We start from the raw sequence: 15,047 nt of genomic DNA, 5'->3' as shown, positions 1-15,047 counted from the left end.
TCGATATACCCGATGCTTTCGAAAGGACCCCATGTTCGAGCTGCGCAGGCTGCGGATGCTGCACGAACTGGCGCTCCGAGGGACGATCGCCGAGGTCGCGGCATCCCTCGCCTACTCGCCGTCGACCGTATCGCAGCAGCTGTCGCTGCTCGAGCGCGAAGCCGGCGTGGCCCTGCTCGAACCGGACGGCCGCCGGGTGCGCCTGACACCGGCGGGACGGATGCTCGCCGAGCACGCCGCCCGAGCCCTGGAGCTCGACGAGGCGGCGCGCGCCGCACTGAACACCGACCTGCAGGCCTTCGAGCCCGTACGGATCGCCGCCATGCCGACCGCCGCGGAGGCGATCGTCCCCGCGGCGCTCACGATCCTCGCCGAGCGGATGCCGCAGCTGCGCGTCGAGCTCGCAGAGCTCCCGCCGGAGGAGAGCCTGTTCGAGCTCACCGCCCGCCGCTTCGATCTGGTGATCGCCGAGCAGTATCCGGGTCACACCCGCGAGCGACACGACGGCGTCGATCACGATCTGCTCGGCGAGGACCCCATCCGCATCGCGATGCCGCCGTCCGAGAAGCCCGCACCGCTGCGCGCCCTGCGCGATCGCGCCTGGGTGATGGAGCCCGCCGGCACGGCGGTGCGTCAGTGGGCGGTGCAGCAGTGCCGGGCGGCGGGCTTCGAGCCCGACGTTCGCTTCGAGGCGGACGATCTCACCGCGCACGTACGGCTGGTCGAGGCGGGTCACGCCGTCGCGATGATCCCCGACCTGATCTGGGGATCATCGCAGCCGACGACCACGCTGGCCGATCTGCCGGGGCATCCCGTGCGCGAGGTGTTCACCGCCGTCCGGACCGCCGCGCGCGACGACGACCGCATCCGCGTCGTCCGCGACGCGCTCGCGGAGGCGTTCGCGGCACGCTGACCGCCACCCGCACGCGCGCGTCAGAGGCACGGTCAGGACATCCGATGTTTCCCTGCCGTCCATCCGTCGTGCCTACAGTCCGGAGGATCCCCGAACTCCGAAGGAACCCCCATGTGCGACCACGACGCCCCCTGCGCCCATCCGATCGACGCCGACGCCGAGCTGCGCCGGCTCGGCTTCTCACGCCGCGACATGCTCCGCGCCGCCGGCATCGCCCTCGCCGCCGGCGGACTGTCCGTGTACGCCGGGCAGGCGGGCTCGGCGACCGCGAGCACCTTCGCCGGCCGTCCTTCGAAGGACCCGGAGCTGTCCTGGCTGGTCGGCGACCACCACGTGCACACGCAGTTCAGCCACGATGCGAAGTACCGGATCGCTCAGCAGCTCGACGCGGCCCAGCACTACGGCGTGGACTGGGTCGCGATCACCGAGCACAGCAACTTCGCGCACGCCGAGCGCGGGCTCCCCGCCGAGCGGGAGCAGCTCCAGCGCGAGCGCGACTCGCGGGACCTGCTGATCTTCCAAGGGCTGGAGTGGTACATCCCCGCGGCCGAGCACGCCACGGTCCTCGTCGCGCCCGGCCCCGGCGACATCCGGACCCTGCGCGCGTTCGAGCTGGCCTTCGACGGCAAGCTCAACGGCTGGGAGCGTCCCGCCGACGCCGCGCAGGAGGCGGAGTACGAGCGGCGCGCCGCAGAGGCGATCGCCTGGCTCGGTGCGCAGAAGCGCGCCGGCGCGATCGGCGACGCCGTCGTCCTGGCCAACCACCCGATGCGCCTGGGCATCGATTCGCCGCATGAGCTGCGCGCCTGGCGCGACGCGGACCCGCAGATCATGATCGGCATGGAGGGTGCACCAGGCGCCCAGGGCTCGCCGATCGGCACCTACGGCGGTCCCGGCGATCAGCGCGGCGAGTACGTCAACGCCCCGCGCCCGGACAGCTGGGCCGGGTATCCGGCCGACGCCTACCGCGTCTACGGCGGCTTCGACTGGGTGACGGCCACGGTGGGCGGGGTCTGGGACTCCATGCTCGCCGAGGGCAAGCCGTTCTGGATCACCTCGAACTCGGACAACCACCTCACCGTCAGGGACACCTGGAAGACCGGTGCCTACCCGACCGGTGAGCCCTACGACAGCCTGCCGAACGAGTTCGATCGCTGGGCCGTGCGCGGACAGCGCCCCGATCCGGTGGACATCGGACTCCCGCAGGGCGGGAGCGACTTCTGGCCCGGCCAGTTCTCCCGGCTGCACACCGGCGTCGCCTCGCGCTCCTATGCGGGCGTGCTCGAGGCGATGCGCCGCGGGCGCATGTGGGTAGACCACGGACACCTGCTCAGCGGCTTCGACGTGCGGGCACGGGCCACCATGCCCGGCAAGGGCAACGGCCGCGGCAACGGGGCGGGCGGAGGCTGGGGCAACTCCGCCGGCGACTCCGTCACTCTCGGCGGTCGCCTGATCGCTCGCCGCGGGCAGGACGTCGTGGTGACGATCACCGTGACGACGACCGACTACGTCAACGCCGCCGGCATCCGCCCCGAACTCGCTCACGTCGACCTGATCGCAGGTCCGGTCACCGGCCCGACGGCGGATCGCGACGCGGTGCGAGCCCCCGGAACGCGCGTGGTGCGGCAGTTCGACACGACCGGCACCCGCGGCACGTTCACGCTGACGCACGTGTTCGAGAAGGTCGACCGCCCGTTCTACGTGCGCTTCCGCGGCAGCGACGGCAACCGCAACGGCGCCGGCTACCACGGCGCGGCGGTCGACCCGTCGGGCCCACTGCGCCACGGCGACGCCGACGCCGATCCGTGGAAGGACACCTGGTTCTACGCGAACCCGATCTTCGTCGACGTGCGCTGACGACCCCGGGGTCCCGCCTCATGGGCGGGGCCCCGGGGCGCACCTCGTCGCGGACCCGCGCAGCCGGTGGCAAGACCGGCGACCCGAGCGGATGCCGCGCGGCGCGACGCTCCGTTCAGAGCAGCGGACGCACCGAGGCGTAGGCACCGGCCCGGTCGGACGACGGGGTGTCCCAGACGCGGGCGGTGCCCGTGGCATCCCACTTCGGCCAGCCGGGCTCGCCCGTCGTGATGAACGACACGGCGGCGGCGTGCACCTCGTCGGCGAGCGCCTGCGGCGGGTTCGGGCCGGCGAGCGGCTCCATCGCGGGGCCGTCGAGGCAGTCGAAGAAGAACGGCACGTCCAGGCAGTGCTCGGCGAAGCCGAAGTGCCCCGAGGGCCACGAGAACCGGTACACCCAGGTCGGCGCAGTGCCACGCGCGGCGGCGATGCCGAGGATCGCGGTGCGGAACATCCGGTCGGTCAGCACGCGTCCGGCCAGCCGCGCCTTGCCGAGCACGACGACGTCCCGGTTCGCGGCGAGATACGCCGCTCGCCGTTCGCGGGGCACGCCCAGTCTGCCCAGCAGCATCCCCCTGGGGATCCAGCGCAGCACCTTCGCGGCATCCGCCATCCCCATCGTGAACTCGTCGTCGGTCGCGCCGAGCACGAGCGGCTTGTCGGCGCCGACGCCGGCCCGCAGCGACTCAGCCGTCGGCTGCGTGATGAGGTCGCCGTCGACGGACGGGCCCAGCGGCAGCCCTTCGTCGATGATCTTGGACATATCGCCGCCGTCGAAGGCGGTGGCCGCTTTCTGCAGCTCCAGCACCTTCTCCTCGCTCAGCGACGAGAACCCGGCTCGCGTCGGCTGCACGCCCCCGGATGCCGCGAGGCGGCGCCCGAACGCCTCCGCGCGCTCCGCCGACACGTCGGCGAGCGCTCCGGAGATCGCATAGACGCCGTGGAACAGGTGCTGCGCGGCCTCCATACCCAGCAGGGTCATGACCGCGCCGCCGCCGGCGGACTGACCGGCGATCGTCACCCGCGACGGGTCGCCGCCGAACGCCGCGACGTTCTGCTGCACCCATTCCAGAGCCAGGATCCAGTCGCGCACGCCGCGGTTCGACGGGGCGTCCTCGATCCAGCCGAAGCCGTCGAAGCCGAGCCGGTACGACAGCGTCACGGTGACGACGTCGTCGCGGTTGAAGCTGCGCCCGTCGTACCAAGGGCTCGCCGGCGACCCCGCGAAGTACCCGCCGCCGTGGATCCAGACCAGCACCGGGCGCGAGCCGTTCAGCGCCGGGGTGAACACGTTCACGTTCAGTGTCGACTCGCCGGGGATCGAAGGCTCAGGGATCAGCGTCACACCGGGATCGCCGCGCTGCGCAGTGGGCGCGAACGCCAGAGCGTCCCGCACACCCCGCCAGGGCGCCTTCGGCACCGGCGCCGAGAAGCGCAGCTCGCCGACCGGCGCCTCGGCGAACGGGATGCCGAGGAACGCCGCGGATCGCGGGTTGCCCTTCCCTCCCGTGGTCGGTCGCCACGCTCCGCGCACCCGGCCTGCGGCCGTCTGCACCTCTACGTACTCGGTCTCGACGTCGGTCGATGCCATGGGGTGCTCCTCTCGAGCAGTTTCAGGTTGTCAGCGCACGCTCTTGATCGGCGCTGTCGCGACGGCGGCGAGGATCACGAACACGATCGCGAACACGAAGAGCATCGAGTAGCCGCCGAGCGACGTGATGATCAGCGCCGCGATTCCGGGGCTCATCGCCTGCGGGATGTTGGTGGCGACATTGAGGATGCCGAGATCCTTGCCCGCATCCGTGCCCTCGCTGGGGAGCACCTCGGTCATCAGCGCCGCGTCGACCGACATGTACAGGCCGAATCCGATGCCGTTGATGACGCTCATGATGATCATCCCGGTCATGTTCGGCATCAGGATCGGCATGAGGAGCCCGACGACCATGAACGCCGAGGCGACGTAGATGAAGACTTTGCGCCTGCCGATCCGGTCGCTCCACCAGCCCGAGAGCAGGATCGCGGCCATGGTGGGGATCAGCGGAATCAGCGTCAGGGTCAGGGTCGCGCCCTGCGCCTCCGCCAGCGACATGCCGATGTAGTCGGTGAGCAGATAGAGCTGATAGGCGGCCACCACGAAGTAGCCGAGGATCAGCAGGAACCGAGCCCCGAACGCCCAGGCGAAGTCGGGGTGCCTGCGCGGGTTGATCCAGAACCCCGTGAAGAACGCGCTCCAGCTGAACGGCGCGACCGCGGCGTGCTTCGACGACCAGTCATGGTTCAGCAGCACGAACAGCAGCGTCACCACGATGATCGCCACGCCGAACACCGAGTAGCCGATGCCGATCTGTGCGCCGAGAGCCGCGGCGATCATCACGCCGACGGTCATGCCGAGCTGCGTGCCCAGTCCGATCATGGCGCTCGCGCCACCCCGCTTGGACCGCGGGAAGCGGTCGGCGGTGATCGTGGTCAGCGGCGCCTGCAGGAAGTTCAGCGCGACCTGGATGACGACCCAGAACACGGTGATCCAGAAGACGTCCTGGAGCGATCCCATGCCGAAGAGCAGGATGCCGCCGACGAGCGCGCCCATCACCATCCAGGGTGCACGCCGGCCGAAACGCGAACGGGTTCGATCGCTGAAGGCGCCGGCGAGCGGCTGCGCGAACAGCGTGAAGATGAACGACGTCGTCGTCACGATCGCCAGGTTGGCGACCTTGTCGTCCGGGTCGAGCAGTGCGATCTGGGAGGGCAGCAGGATCGCGATGAGACCGCCGTAGGTGGCGAACAGCGTCAGCGAGGCCACCAGCATGCTCGGCAGCAGTCGCCGCTGCGCGGGCGGGCTGGCGGCGGGTTCGCCGGCCCCGGGCGGGGTGGCGGAGATCGTGCCGGTGGCGGCCATCTCGGCAGCAGGATCGGGAAGGGTCATGGCTGCTCCTCGTCGAGCGGATCGGGTACCGAATCCCGAACATCGTTCGTGATTCAGTGGATATCGTGTCAGATCGGCCACCCGCGCGCAAGATAATTCCGAACATCGTTCGGCTTTAGTGTCCGGGCGCTACGCTGGATGCATGGCAGGACGAGGTGTGTACGCGAAGGGCATCGCCAAACGCGAGGAGATCCTGCAGGCCGCACTCGCCGTCATCGCGTCGCACGGCTACCGTGCGGCGTCCGTGCGAGAGATCGCGGATGCCGCGGGGCTGAGCCCCGCCGGACTGCTGCACTACTTCGGCAGCAAGGAGGAGCTGTTCGTCGCGATCCTCGAGGCGCGCGACAAGCAGGACTTCGCGGATGCCGACAGCGAACCCGACGACATCGTGGCGTTCCTCGAGGTCATGCGGCACAACGCATCGGTGCCCGGCCTGGTGCAGCTGTACTCGCAGCTTCAGGCAGAGGCCGGCGACCCGGAGCATCCGGCGCACGCGTACTTCCGCAAGCGCACCGCCGAGGTGCACGACGCGTTCCGCGGGCACCTCATCGCCGCTCAGGAGCGCGGCGACATCCGTGCCGACCTCGACCCGGACTGGATCATGCGTTCGGTGCACGCGCTGGCCGACGGCCTGCAGACCGCGTGGATGCTCGACCCGACGGTCGACATGGTCGCCGACATCGAGCAGTTCCTGGGGCTGCTGCGCCCCTGACGCGGCACAGCCCCGACTCCCGAGCGAACGAGGGACGAGCGAGACGAAGGGCGCCCGCTCAGGGATCGGAACGGGTCCGGATCTCCGCGTGCGGCATCCGCTCGCGCATGACGCGGATCGCCTCGGGGTTCGAGTCCACCAGCACCGCGGAGCGGCCGAGCGCGGATGCCACCGCGCCGGTCGTCCCCGACCCTGCGAACAGGTCGAGCACGCGGTCCCCCGGCCGCGAGGAGGCCTGCACGATGCGGCGCAGCACGCCCTCCGGCTTCTGCGTCGGGTAGCCGGTCTTCTCCCGGCCCGTGGTCGGCACGATCGTGTGCCACCAGACATCGGTGGGCAGCTTGCCCCTCGCCGCCTTCTCCGGCGTGACAAGGCCAGGAGCCATGTAGGGCTCGCGATCCACGGCATCCGAATCGAAGAAGTGCCCGCCGGGAGTCTTCGCGTAGACGAGGATCGTGTCGTGCTTGGTGGGCCAGCGCCGGCGCGACTTCGCGCCGTAGTCGTAGGCCCAGATCAGCTCGTTCAGGAACGCGTCGCGCCCGAACACCGCGTCCAGCATGACCTTCGCGTAGTGCGCCTCGCGGTAGTCGAGGTGCAGGTAGAGCGTGCCGTCATCCGCGAGCAGGCGCCAGGCCTGCTGCAGCCGCGGCATGAGGAAGTCGCCGTAGTCGTCGAAGCTGTCGTCGTAGGCGTGCAGCATGCTGCGCACCTTCTCGTAGCGATGGCCGTGGAAGCCCCGGCTGACGTCGGCGCGCGGAGCGGATGCGGCGTCCGGCTCCTCCTCGTCCTCCGCCCGCGTCGCGACGACGCGTTCGCGCGTCTGCGCGCGGCCGGTGTTGAACGGCGGGTCGAGGTAGATCAGCGTGAACGAGCCGGGTGCCAGGGACTCGGCGACCTCGAGGTTGTCGCCCTCGATGATCTCGACGGGGCCGACCTCGTCGGTCACGGCACCCGATGCAGCCACGCGTCGGTGGCGAACTTCGACTCCACCAGCGCCTCGGCGTCGGCGTACTCGTCGGGGGTGATGCTGCCGTCCTCGGCGCCGGTGAGCGAGCGGAACGTCGCCTTGAAGCGCTCGATGATCTCGGCGCGGGGCAGGCCGGTCTGGCTGCGCAGCGGGTCGACGCGCTTGGCGGCCGAAGTGGTGCCCTTGTCGCTGAGCTTCTCCCTGCCGATGCGCAGCACCTCGGTCATCATCTGACCGTCGATGTCGTACGACAGCGTGGCGTGATGCAGCACCCCGCCGTTGGCGAGGCGCTTCTGCGCCGCACCGCCGATCTTGCCGGTCGGCGAGGCGATGTCGTTCAGCGGCTGGTAGGTCGCGTCGATGCCGAGCGATCGGAGGGCCTGCAGCACCCAGTCGTCGAGGAACGCGTAGGAGTCGGCGAAGGTCATGCCCTGCACGAGCGATGCCGGCACATACAGCGAGTAGGTGATGATCTGGCCCGAGCCCATCAGCATCGCACCGCCGCCGGAGATGCGGCGCACGACGTCGAACCCGTGCCTGGCAGCCCCCTCCGGGTCGACCTCGTTGCGGTACGACTGGAACGACCCGATCACGACGGCCGACTCGTCCCACTCCCAGATGCGCAGCGTGGGCTTGCGGCGGCCCTCGCCGACGCGACCGGTGAGCACCTCGTCGAGCGCGAGGTTCATCCGCGGCGAGACGGCCTCCTCGTGCACGATCTCCCAGTCGAAGTCGCGCCAGCCGGGAGCGGTGACCAGAGCGCGGCGCACCGCGGTGCCGACCGCCTCGGGCGAGAAGCCCAGCAGCTGAGCGCCGTCCGGCAGGGCGCCGCGGACGGCGGCAGCGATCGTGGAGGCGTCGGCCTCGACGGGCAGCCCCTCGACGGCGGCGTTGATGTCGTCGAGGGCGGTGTCGGGCTCCAGGAAGAAGTCGCCTGCGAGACGGAAGTCGCGGATCACGCCGTCGCGCACCTCGAGGTCGACGACGACCAGCTTCCCCCCGGGGACCTTGTACTCACCGTGCATGGTTCCAGCCTAGTGAGCGCCACCGCCCGCGGGTCCTGAGCGAGCGAGGACGAACGAGACGAAGGGCGCTCAGGACCCGGATGCCGCACCGGCGGGGAAGTGCTTCTCCAACCAGGCGAGCACGTCATTGCGCGCCTGCTCCTGGTCGAGGTCGTTGAAGATCTCATGCCGGCCGTCGGGGTAGACCAGCGTCGTGACGTCGGTCAGGCCCGAGCGCTTCCGGAAGCCGTCGGCGAGCTTGTGCACGCTGTGCGGACCGCCGACCGGGTCGTCGCGACCCACCATGAGCAGCACCGGCACGTCGTGACCGAGGTCCTTGCCCGGGCGGCCGTACAGCCGGGCCGCGTCGATCACGCCGAACAGCTTCAGCAGCGGCACCTCGGTGGTGAGCGGGTCGTCGTGGAAGTCGCGCCACACCTCAGGGTCGCGCGAGAGCCACTCCAGCCCGTCGGCATCCGGGCCGTTCCACTTCGCGTTCAACGGCAGGGCGTTCAAGTCGAGCGGGGTGAGGTGCGCGGAGCCGCTGAGGATCACGGCGTCATAGGCCTCGGGATGCGCGTTCAGCAGCTTCTGCGAGAGGAACGACCCCCAGGAGTGCCCGAGCAGCACGAGCGGGAGGTCCGGATGCTCCGCCTTGATGATCCCGGTGAGCTGCCAGAGCGCGTCGATGGCGGCCCGCATCCCGCCCTTGCCGAGGCGGCCCAGCTTCGCCGGGCCGTCCCACTGCCGGATGCCGGTGCGTCCGTGCCCGCGGTGGTCGTCGGCGTAGACGTGGAAGCCGGCGCCGGTGAGCGCCTCGATCAGCCCGCCGTAGCGTCCGGCGTGCTCGCCGACCCCGTGCAGCAGCTGCACAACACCTCTCGCGGCACCCTGCGCCTGGTACACGTCGTAGACGATCGCGATGCCGTCGCCGTCGATGAACTCCGTCGTCCTCGCCTCAGCAGCCATGCGTTCGAGTCTACGGATGCGTCAGAGCCCGAGTGCGCGGACGATCGCGAGTGCGGCCTGGGGGTCGGTGACCTCGTGGCCGCCGTCGTCGGACGAACCCAGCCTCACGTCGTCGTTCGCGAACACCGTCTTCTTCGCCGAGAAGTGCACGGCGTCCACGCCGGTCCTGGCGACCTCGGCGACGTTCGACGCGTCGATGCCGCCGCCGGCCATGATCTGGATGCCGCCGGCCGCCTCCCGCACGAGGTCGCCCAGCAGGTCGACGCCGTCGACCGCGGCCGACCGTCCACCCGAGGTGAGCACACGGCGCAGACCGAGCTCGCGCGCGACGCGCAGGCTCGCCAGCGGGTCGGGGGTCACGTCGATCACGCGATGCAGGGTGACGGATGCTGCGCCTGCTGCATCCACCAGTCGTGCGACGGCGTCGCGGTCGAGACCGCCGTCGGCGCCCTGGCATCCGATCACGACGCCTGCGGCGCCGGCCGAGACGGCGTGCCGGATGTCGTGCGCCATCAGCGCGACCTCATCGGGTTCGTAGCGGAACCCGCCGGCGCGCGGGCGCACCAGCACGTGCACCTCGACCTCTCCCCCGGCTGCCTCGACGGCCCGGTCGAGGGTCGCCGGTGACGGGGTGAGCCCGCCCAGCGCGAGCGCCTGGGTCAGTTCGACGCGCGCCGCGCCGATCTCCCGGGCGATGCGCACTCCGGCGGTGTCCTGGACGGCGAGTTCGAGGGCGATCGACATCCCCCCATTCTGCTCCACAGTCCGGCATCCGCCCCTTACGGTGACGACGAAATTTCGTTAGACTAACTAAATAGATGAGTGCCTCTGATGATTCCTTCCAAGCAGCCGCCGTCGATCTGAGACTGGCGACCTTCCGCCTGGCCAGACGCCTCCGCCGCGAGCGCGCGGTCGATTCGATGAGCGACGCGCAGTTCGCCGTGCTCGCCACGCTGCGCGCGCACGGGCGGGCCACGCTCGGCTCGCTCGCCGAGCGCGAGCACGTGTCGGCGCCGTCGATGAACCGCACCGTGAACTGCCTCGAAGAGGCCGGCTACGTCGTGCGAGTCCCCGACGAGGACGACCGCCGCCGGGTGCAGATCGACATCACGCCGACGGGCAACGACATCGTCTCCGCCACCATCATCCGGCGCGACACCGCGCTCGCCAGCGCCCTGGCCGGCCTGGATTTCAGCGAGGACGACCTGGAGATCCTGCGCAGAGCCAGCGCTCTGATGCGAAAGGTCGCCGAGCGATGAGCCTCGCGACCTCGCCGATGTTCCGCTCCTTCGCCAACTTCAACTACCGCACCTGGTTCCTCGGAGCCGTGATCTCGAACATCGGCGGCTGGATGCAGTCCACCGCCCAGGACTGGGTGGTGCTCACCGAGCTCACCGACAACGACGCCTCGGCCATGGGCATCACGATGGCGCTGCAGTTCGGTCCCCCGCTGCTGCTGGTCGGTCTGACCGGCTACGTCGCCGACCGCTTCGATCGACGCAAGGTGCTCCTGGTCACGCAGTCGGTGCTGATGCTGCTCGCGCTCGGCGTGGCCGTGACGCTGCTGACCGGGGTGCTGACCCTGCCGATGATGTTCGGGTTCGCGCTGTGCTTCGGCATCACGAACGCCTTCGACGCCCCGGCACGGCAGGCCTTCGTCTCCGACATGGTCAGCATGGAGGATGCCTCGAACGCGGTCGCGCTGAACTCGGCGTCCTTCAACATGGCCCGCATGATCGGACCGGCGGTCGGCGGCGTGCTGATCGTCGCGATCGGCTCGGGATGGGTGTTCGTCGCGAACGCGGTCACCTTCCTGGCCATGCTCGTCGCGCTCATGCTGATGCGGAGGAACGAGCTGATCCCGCGCGCGAAGGGCCGCCGCGGCGGAGGCGGCCTGGCCGCCGGATTCCGCTACGTGATGGGCCGCAGCGATCTGAAGGTCGTGTTCGTGATGGTGTTCCTGATCGGCGCGTTCGGCATGAACTTCCCGATCTTCGCCTCCACCATGGCGCTCGAGTTCCATCGCGGAGCCGACGGCTACGGTCTGCTCAGCTCGGTGCTCGCGATCGGATCGCTGGCCGGCGCCCTGCTCGCCGCGCGGCGCGACCGCGCCAGGGTGCGGGTGCTCGTGCTCGCCGCGGGTGGCTTCGGCGTGGCATCCGTCGTCTCGGCGCTGATGCCGGCATACGCGCTGTACGCGGTGGTGCTGGTGTTCGTCGGCTTCTCGACCGTGACCATGCTCACCACCGCCAACGGCTACGTGCAGACCACGACCGATCCGGCCCTGCGCGGCCGGGTGCTCGCCCTGTACATGGCGGTCGTGATGGGCTCCACCCCGATCGGGGCGCCGATCGCCGGCTGGGTCGCCGACACGTTCGGTCCGCGTGCCGCGATCGACGTCGGCGGCGTCGCCGGACTGCTCGCCTGCGCGATCGGCGTGAGCTGGATGATGTGGTCGGGCCGCCTGCACCGCGACGAGGACAGCCGGTTCCTGCTCACGCTCGACGAGACCCGGCCGGTCTCGGTGGTGCGGGCGATGGAGCCGACCTCGTACAGCGATCCCGCAGCGTCGACCACGCCGCTGCGGCTGCCCGACGCCGAGCGACCGCGCGCACCCCAGCCCGGCCCGGAGACCTCCGAGGCCTGACGGATGCCGAACCCGCATCCGCGCTCCCTCATGCTCGCGCTCGGCGCGCTGACAGCCTTCGGCCCGATCTCGCTCGACGTGTACCTGCCGTCGCTGCCGCAGCTGGGCGCCGATCTCGGCGCATCCGAGTCGCTCACGCAGTTCACGATGAGCGCCTGCATGATCGGTCTCGCGATCGGTCAGCTGCTGTGGGGACCGATCAGCGACCGGTACGGCCGGCGGATGCCCCTGATCATCGCCGTCGCCGGATTCGTGATCACCTCGGTGCTCTGCACCCTGGCCCCCACGATCGGCGTGCTGATCGCGATCCGGCTGGTGCAGGGCCTGTGCGGCGCCGGCGGAATGGTGATCGCCCGCGCCGTCGTGCACGACCTGTTCTCCGGCACCGAAGCCATGGTCGCCTTCTCGACGCTCGCCGCGGTGATGGGCGTGGCGCCGGTGCTCGCCCCGCTGATCGGCGGCGCCGTCGTGACGTTCAGCGACTGGCGCGGCGTCTTCGTCACGCTCGCAGTGATCGGCGTGCTCCTGCTGCTGGTGTCGGCGCTGTTCGTGCCGGAGTCGCTGCCCCGCGACGAACGCACCAGCGGCGGCATCCGCAACGACTTCCGCGGGATCGGCGCCGCTCTCGGCAATCGCGGGTTCATGCTGACCGCGCTGACGCTCTCACTGGCCGGAGTCGTGCTGTTCGTCTATCTGCAGCTTTCGCCGTTCGTGCTGCAGCAGCAGTACGGGCTGAGCCCGCAGGGCTTCGCCGCGGTGTTCGCGGTCAACTCGCTCGGTATCCTCGGCGCGGCCCAGCTGAACCGGCGGATGGCTGGGCGGGTGCCGGGCGCGCGGATGGTGCGGCTGGCGATCTCGGTCGGCCTCGCCGCCGCGATCGCGGTCGTGCTCGCGGCGGTGACCTCCTCTGCGCTGCCGTGGCTGCTCGTGCCGCTGTTCATCGCGGTGTCGACGCATGGCGTGAACAACCCGGCGCTGACGGCGCTCGCACTCGGACGGATCACACGTGGCGCAGGATCGGCATCGGCTGTGCTCGGCACGATGACGCTGCTGGTCGGGGCGCTCGCGCCACCCCTGGTGTCGGCGTTCGGAGTCTCGGCGACGCTGCTCGGCGCGACGATGCTCGTGGCGTTCGCCGCGGCACTGCTGATGGCGACGCTCTCCCAGGCGCTGCGGCCCGAGCCGCCTCACTGACGCTGTTCAGGGCTCGCATCCGTTGTGATCGGAGCTTACGGATCCGTCAGAAACGGGGATGCCGGTTCGCGACGCTCGTACGCTGAGATCATGAGCCGAACCACGCGCTGGACCGCGGCGGCGGCAGGAGTCGCGGCGGCACTCCTCGGCGCGGGAGCCGGTGAGCTCATCGCCGCGCTGTTCGCCCCGGCATCCAGCCCCTTCGCGGTGGTCGGCGGCGCGCTGATCGACGCCGCGCCCGCCTGGGCGAAGGACACCGCGATCGCGTGGTTCGGCACGAACGACAAGGCTGCGCTGCTGGTCGGCATCGCGATCGTGCTGCTCGCGGCATCCGCCCTCGCAGGCCTCGCCGAGGCCCGCCGGCCGCGCTCCGGTGTCATCGCGTTCGCCGTTCTCGGGGTCGGCGTCGGCATCCTCGCCCTCACCAGACCGGATGCCGGATTCTCGGCCTGGGTCCCGTCCGTGATCGCCGGCGTCGTGGCGGCGATCGCGCTGCGGCTCCTGATGCGCATCGTGCCTGCATCCGCTCCGGAACGGATGCAGGGCGGGATGCCATCTGCAGGGCGGATGCCCGGCATGTCACCCTCCGAACGTGCCGAACACCCTGCACCCGTCGCCTCGGCCGCCGAAACCGGCAAAAGCACCCCGGGCACGACACCAACCCACTTGCAGGACGGAATTCCACCTGCAGGGCGGATGCCCGGCATGTCACCCTCCGAACGTGCCGAACACCCTGCACCCGTCGCCTCGGCCGCCGAATCCGGCCCCTCGCGCCGCCGCTTCCTCGCGTGGACGGCCGGCACGGCCGCAGCCGGGGTCCTGCTGGCCGTGGCAGGTTCGCTGGCCAGGGCGGGATCGACCGCCGTCACGGCCGTCCGCACGGCGATCAAGCTGCCCGCGCCCAAGACCCCCGCCCCGGCGATCCCGGCGGGCGCCGAGTTCGACGTCTCCGGCCTCACTCCGCTGATCACCCCGAACCAGGACTTCTACCGGATCGACACCGCCCTGGTCGTGCCCGCGGTCGATCCCTCGGACTGGCGGCTGCGCATCCACGGCATGGTCGCGCACGAGGTGACCCTGACCTGGGACGAGCTGCTCGCGCTGCCCCTGCAGGAGACGGCGGCGACCCTGTCGTGCGTGTCGAACACGGTCGGCGGCGACCTGGTCGGCAACGCGGTGTGGCTCGGCTACCCGATCCGCGAGCTGCTGAAGCGCGCGCAGCCCGCCGCCGACGCCGACATGGTGCTCTCCACCTCTGTCGACGGCTTCACCGCCGGCACCCCGCTCGAGACGCTCACCGATGACCGCGATGCACTGCTCGCGATCGGCATGAACGGCGAGCCGCTGCCGCTCGAACACGGCTTCCCGGTGCGGATGGTCGTGCCGGGCCTGTACGGCTACGTGTCGGCGACGAAGTGGGTCACCGACCTCGAGGTCACCCGCTTCGATCGCGCGACGGCGTATTGGACCGACCGCGGATGGTCGGCGAAGGGCCCGATCAAGCTGCAGTCCCGGATCGACGTGCCGCGCAACGGCACCCCGCTCGCTGCAGGCGACACCGTCATCGCCGGCGTCGCCTGGCAGCCGCACTCCGGCGTCTCCGGCGTCGAGGTGCAGATCGACGGCGGGCCGTGGCAGCGCGCCGAGCTCGCCACCGCGATCTCGGACGACACGTGGGTGCAGTGGCGTCTGCCCTGGCAGGCGGATGCCGGTGATCACGAGCTCCGCTGCCGCGCGATCGGCTCCGACGGAGATCCCCAGACCGGGGCATCCGCTCCCCCGGCGCCGGACGGCGCCACGGGCTGGCACACCGTGGCCGTGAGCGTTTCGTGAGGATCGCTTTCACTTAGTTCACGAATTC

13 protein-coding genes are annotated in these 15,047 nt (G+C 70.6%); 7 read left to right on the top strand and 6 right to left on the bottom strand.

Features of this window, described 5'->3' with window-relative positions:
* The first annotated feature begins 31 nt into the window (after positions 1–31).
* On the top strand, positions 32–913 hold the full coding sequence (locus ACFVAE_RS13995) for a LysR substrate-binding domain-containing protein (RefSeq protein ID WP_378893230.1): 882 nt from the start codon (positions 32–34) through the stop codon (positions 911–913).
* A gap of 111 nt (positions 914–1,024) precedes the next feature.
* A complete protein-coding gene (locus tag ACFVAE_RS13990) occupies positions 1,025–2,770 on the top strand; it encodes a PHP domain-containing protein (RefSeq protein WP_378893227.1) in 1,746 nt (581 codons plus the stop codon).
* Between the two features lie 115 nt (positions 2,771–2,885).
* Here the strand turns inward: ACFVAE_RS13990 and ACFVAE_RS13985 are convergent, their stop codons facing one another.
* Together ACFVAE_RS13985 and ACFVAE_RS13980 are read right to left on the bottom strand one after the other, a co-directional pair.
* Positions 2,886–4,361, bottom strand: coding sequence for a carboxylesterase/lipase family protein (locus tag ACFVAE_RS13985; RefSeq protein ID WP_378893221.1), 1,476 nt, complete (start codon positions 4,359–4,361; stop codon positions 2,886–2,888).
* Positions 4,362–4,391: 30 nt separating this feature from the next.
* Complete coding sequence (locus ACFVAE_RS13980) at positions 4,392–5,693, bottom strand: MFS transporter (protein WP_378893216.1); 1,302 nt, start codon at positions 5,691–5,693, stop codon at positions 4,392–4,394.
* Positions 5,694–5,835: 142 nt separating this feature from the next.
* On the opposite strand from ACFVAE_RS13980, the gene ACFVAE_RS13975 reads away from it, so the two are divergent.
* Complete coding sequence (locus tag ACFVAE_RS13975) at positions 5,836–6,405, top strand: TetR/AcrR family transcriptional regulator (RefSeq protein WP_378893214.1); 570 nt, start codon at positions 5,836–5,838, stop codon at positions 6,403–6,405.
* Between the two features lie 58 nt (positions 6,406–6,463).
* Here the strand turns inward: ACFVAE_RS13975 and ACFVAE_RS13970 are convergent, their stop codons facing one another.
* The 4 genes from ACFVAE_RS13970 to ACFVAE_RS13955 all read right to left on the bottom strand — a co-directional run bounded on the left by ACFVAE_RS13970 (position 6,464) and on the right by ACFVAE_RS13955 (position 10,089).
* Positions 6,464–7,369: a DNA-methyltransferase gene (locus tag ACFVAE_RS13970; protein WP_378893212.1), complete on the bottom strand. Its 906-nt coding sequence runs from the start codon at positions 7,367–7,369 to the stop codon at positions 6,464–6,466.
* On the bottom strand, positions 7,348–8,397 hold the full coding sequence (locus tag ACFVAE_RS13965) for a lipoate--protein ligase family protein (RefSeq protein WP_378893210.1): 1,050 nt from the start codon (positions 8,395–8,397) through the stop codon (positions 7,348–7,350). Before ACFVAE_RS13965 ends, ACFVAE_RS13970 begins: the two co-directional genes overlap by 22 nt.
* A gap of 69 nt (positions 8,398–8,466) precedes the next feature.
* Positions 8,467–9,345, bottom strand: a complete 879-nt coding sequence (locus ACFVAE_RS13960) for an alpha/beta fold hydrolase (RefSeq protein WP_378893207.1) — start codon at positions 9,343–9,345, stop codon at positions 8,467–8,469.
* A gap of 21 nt (positions 9,346–9,366) precedes the next feature.
* Positions 9,367–10,089 (bottom strand): copper homeostasis protein CutC, encoded by a 723-nt coding sequence (locus tag ACFVAE_RS13955; protein ID WP_378893205.1) that lies wholly within the window; start codon positions 10,087–10,089, stop codon positions 9,367–9,369.
* 74 nt (positions 10,090–10,163) lie between these two features.
* Between ACFVAE_RS13955 and ACFVAE_RS13950 the strand changes: the two genes are divergently transcribed.
* The 4 genes from ACFVAE_RS13950 to ACFVAE_RS13935 all read left to right on the top strand — a co-directional run bounded on the left by ACFVAE_RS13950 (position 10,164) and on the right by ACFVAE_RS13935 (position 15,019).
* Positions 10,164–10,604: a MarR family winged helix-turn-helix transcriptional regulator gene (locus ACFVAE_RS13950; protein WP_378893202.1), complete on the top strand. Its 441-nt coding sequence runs from the start codon at positions 10,164–10,166 to the stop codon at positions 10,602–10,604.
* 17 nt (positions 10,605–10,621) lie between these two features.
* Positions 10,622–11,992, top strand: coding sequence for an MFS transporter (locus ACFVAE_RS13945; RefSeq protein ID WP_378893581.1), 1,371 nt, complete (start codon positions 10,622–10,624; stop codon positions 11,990–11,992).
* Positions 11,993–11,995: 3 nt separating this feature from the next.
* Positions 11,996–13,186 carry a multidrug effflux MFS transporter gene (locus ACFVAE_RS13940; RefSeq protein ID WP_378893199.1) on the top strand — a complete coding sequence of 397 codons (1,191 nt, stop codon included), beginning with the start codon at positions 11,996–11,998 and terminating at the stop codon, positions 13,184–13,186.
* Positions 13,187–13,276: 90 nt separating this feature from the next.
* The gene (locus ACFVAE_RS13935; RefSeq protein WP_378893197.1) at positions 13,277–15,019 is read left to right on the top strand and encodes a molybdopterin-dependent oxidoreductase; all 1,743 of its coding nucleotides are present in this window, start codon (positions 13,277–13,279) and stop codon (positions 15,017–15,019) included.
* Positions 15,020–15,047: the final 28 nt, after the last annotated feature.

The sequence above is a fragment of the Microbacterium sp. NPDC057659 genome, from assembly GCF_042799915.1.
Classification (GTDB): domain Bacteria; phylum Actinomycetota; class Actinomycetes; order Actinomycetales; family Microbacteriaceae; genus Microbacterium.
This window is presented reverse-complemented; position numbering and strand designations above follow the sequence as displayed.